The 3,463-nt window shown below is 26.1% G+C and carries 5 protein-coding genes and 1 pseudogene; 3 read left to right on the forward strand and 3 right to left on the reverse strand.

The window, feature by feature from the left end; all coding sequences use genetic code 11:
- The coding region (locus tag h2es_RS07605) for a site-specific integrase (protein ID WP_230204308.1) at nucleotides 1-287 on the forward strand (287 nt) is incomplete at its 5' end.
- A gap of 72 nt (nucleotides 288-359) precedes the next feature.
- Here h2es_RS07605 and h2es_RS07490 read toward each other — a convergent pair.
- Nucleotides 360-641 (reverse strand): hypothetical protein, encoded by a 282-nt coding sequence (locus tag h2es_RS07490; protein ID WP_154512820.1) that lies wholly within the window; start codon nucleotides 639-641, stop codon nucleotides 360-362.
- Between the two features lie 351 nt (nucleotides 642-992).
- Here h2es_RS07490 and h2es_RS07495 point away from each other — a divergent pair, with 351 nt between their 5' ends.
- Nucleotides 993-1,484, forward strand: a complete 492-nt coding sequence (locus h2es_RS07495; RefSeq protein WP_154512823.1) for an Hsp20/alpha crystallin family protein — start codon at nucleotides 993-995, stop codon at nucleotides 1,482-1,484.
- Nucleotides 1,485-1,726: 242 nt separating this feature from the next.
- Here the strand turns inward: h2es_RS07495 and h2es_RS07500 are convergent.
- Together h2es_RS07500 and h2es_RS08025 are read right to left on the reverse strand one after the other, a co-directional pair.
- Nucleotides 1,727-2,377, reverse strand: a pseudogene (locus h2es_RS07500) (IS91 family transposase); the annotation flags it as partial.
- 209 nt (nucleotides 2,378-2,586) lie between these two features.
- Nucleotides 2,587-2,904 carry a transposase zinc-binding domain-containing protein gene (locus h2es_RS08025; protein WP_369122812.1) on the reverse strand — a complete coding sequence of 106 codons (318 nt, stop codon included), beginning with the start codon at nucleotides 2,902-2,904 and terminating at the stop codon, nucleotides 2,587-2,589.
- A gap of 191 nt (nucleotides 2,905-3,095) precedes the next feature.
- Here h2es_RS08025 and h2es_RS07515 point away from each other — a divergent pair.
- Nucleotides 3,096-3,463 (forward strand): ankyrin repeat domain-containing protein (locus h2es_RS07515; protein ID WP_195910013.1); only part of this gene is annotated, 368 nt, incomplete at its 3' end.

Here is a 3,463-nt window from a genome sequence, read left to right on the forward strand (position 1 = left end):
ATACATCTAAAATTGCAGGACATTCTTTAAGGCGTGGTTTTGTTACTACTGCTGTTAGCTCAGGTATACGCAATCATATTATTATGAAAACCACTCGCCATAAATCCTCTAAGATGATTGATGATTATACTCACGACAATTCTTTATTAGAAAATAATGCTACCAACATGATGATCACCTCTAATTCTTCTTCTAAAAAATTTAATAGTATTTTAAAAAATTATTTACAATTTCAAACGGTTTTTAAATTATATAATAAAGTAAAAACAATTTTGTTACATAAATGAAAATGATATAAAAAATTAATTATTTATATAGAAGCATATTAAAACCCTAATATTATATTTATAAATAAGTATCTATTTATTTTCATCTAATAATAATTTTTGCTTAATATTTTTAAATAAAAATTCTGCAATTAGCTTGTTACCTCTAGTACCAAAATGAACATGATCAACAAAAACACTCTTTTCTTCATTTGGTATCGCATTATCACAATCTAAATAACTAAATTTATCATTAGAATATTTTGCTATACTTAATCTTAATGTTGAATATAGATTTTTGTTATATTCAGAAAACCCAATATATTCATTATTTAACGAATTTAATATCCTTTCTTTCCAATGAGTTAATTTCAAAAATTATCTCGTACGGTTCTACAAGAAATTAGGAAGGTATTTCTTCTGCTCTACTTTATCACAACATGATTAAAAACCATATTATATTAATATTCATTTAAATAAAGAGTCTAGATTAGAACGATCAGATATATTATGCCAGCAGCAAATTGAATCGGTACTAGAGATAAGATAGTACTTTATGGAAAAGAAATAGAATGAAATATATACTTTAATGAGTTAGAAAATAATAATGAATTTGAATATGTAAAATATAATATATATTACTTTATTATTTATTGAAAAGAGTAAAATAATTTATATATAGTTAGTAGTAATTGATTAAAACATAACAAAATATTAGAGGTGACAATGAAAATGAAAGATTTTCTTCCACAAAGATTTTTTGGTGATAATAAACCAAAAGAATATAAAGGATATATTTCTCCTTTTTATCAAATGCAAAGAGAAATAGATGACTTATTTTTAAATTTCTATAATAAAGATTTTCTTACAGAATTTAAAGGAAATTTTTTACCAAAGTTCGATATAATGGAAACAGATTCACAGTATTTAGTAAAAGTAGAGATAGCTGGTATAGAAGAAAAAGATATAAAAGTAAGTCTTAATAATAGAATATTAAAGATAGAAGGTAAAAAAGAGCATAAAAAAGAAAGTAAAGATGTAAAATATCATAGAATGGAAAGCCATTATGGAAGTTTTGAAAGAAGTTTAGAACTGCCAGATAATATAGATGAGGATAATATTAATGCTAAATTTAAAAATGGAATATTAGAAGTGAGTGTTAATAAAAAAGAAAAAGATAGTAGCGTAACTAAACAGATTGCTATTAATAAAGAGTAATAGATTAATAATTAATGTAGTTTTGCTATATAAAGAGATAGAAGTAATATTCTTCTTTCTCTTTTTATATTAAATAAAAAAATAAATATATTTAGGAATTTCAAAATTTATGGAAATGAGTAATAAGAAGAAAAACGAATTCAAAATCATTCATGTGTAAAAAAGTAGAGAAAATCAGGTTAAAATTGCTAAAAATAGATAAAAATCATATTAAAGACGGACTGTACCTGTGATATTGAAAATTAACAAAAGGTACTTCCATACAAATGATTATGGTATCCTAAAAGAGTATGAGATGCAGTATTTCTGTATATGGCCAAAACATGAATCATATGGTTGTTGCATTTTGAGTAAATCATAGGATTGAGGTTAAAGTTAGAAATAAGTAATGAAGAATAAGAAGGTAATATTAATTGAGCTTTTTCAGTAGTTTTACCAAGAAATTTATAAAGTATGGGAATAAGCTTAGACCTTACTCTATTAGCTAAAATACCATAATATCTAATCATTCTAAAATTAACATCTGGAATGTGCTGAATAAGCCTTCCAATGAAATCAAAAACAGAAAGAGAGGTTTCTAAATATGTGTCGGTTTTATGATCAAGATACTTAAAGATGAAATTGTTACCAGCATAGTGTTTTAATTTAGAATCAGCGATAGAAGGCCTTTTAATATATCTTCCTAAATAATTAACATTGGCATAATGATTAGAAGAAGCTTTTTGGCAAAATACCATCCAGTTTTTATGATAAAGATAATTTAATAAATCATTAAAGTTGAAAGCATTAATCAACTTATTGGTAAGGTAGTAGGGTAGTATAATATTGCGAGATTTAAATAATTTTATGACTCTATGTTTCCACATTTTCATTAGGGAGTGTTGTTTAAAAAATAACTTTTTAGTTTTTTAAGATTTGTATGTAAGCCAACTCTAATAGTTGAAAGATGGACATGTACATTGCGTTTTAAGTCTCTGCCAAAAGTATAAAGAACAGTAAAAATAGCGGGTACAGCATCAAGTTTACGAGCAAGAATCATAATGTAATCTGCAGCTAATTTAGTAATTTGATTTAACAACTCTCTGTTAAGCCAAAACAAGTCTCAAAGTTCAGATGGTATTGTAAATGTAATATGCTGACATTCAGTATTAGATAAAATATTATTTTGCTTAGCTATCCATATAGCAGTAGCCTTTTTACCACATGAAGAGCATAGCTTGGATTTGCAGGTATGAGGTATAATTTTTATGTTATCACATTTGTCATTAGAGCACTTGTATTTTTTATAACCCCTTACTTTGTTTTTACAGCTCAAGACTTTAGCAACTGCAATAACTATAGATTCGCGTATTCTACTCTCATGTATCTCATAAAAACTGTGCCAAGCAATATTAGTTAATAGGATAGTCTGGAGGTTAATTTTGTAACCTGTTTTTGTTAAAGTTAACTATTACACTGCATTGCTTTCTATTATGCTACCATTGCCATAGGCAATCTGACTTGAGGTTATTGTTATAATTAAGTATTTTTAATACTTTTTTAATGTATCGATTTTTAATAAATTCTAGTCTATATTAAAGTGAAGTTTAAAAAGTTTTAAGGTTTTACCGTATGATGAGACATATGGAATTTAAGTATGATTTATTAGGCCACTCAAGAGATAATCGCTATTATTACTATGAAGATGATTATAGAAGTACACCTACTATTCCTAGATTACATAGAGCTGCAAAAGAGGGTGATATCAATGCAATAAGACAATTAATAGAATCAGGAGAGGATATAAATAGTGTATATTACCAAAATGGGTATACTCCACTACATTATGCAACATTAAATCAAAATTTAAATATTGTGCAATTTCTAATTAATGCTGGAGCAGATATAACAATTACAGATCAAAGTGGAAGAACATCTAGGGATTTGTTGCCAAGTCATGGTTTGCAATTAAGGTATGATACAATGGTAGCAGAATTACA

The organism is Rickettsiales endosymbiont of Trichoplax sp. H2, assembly GCF_009690945.1.
GTDB lineage: Bacteria > Pseudomonadota > Alphaproteobacteria > Rickettsiales > Midichloriaceae > Aquirickettsia > Aquirickettsia rohweri.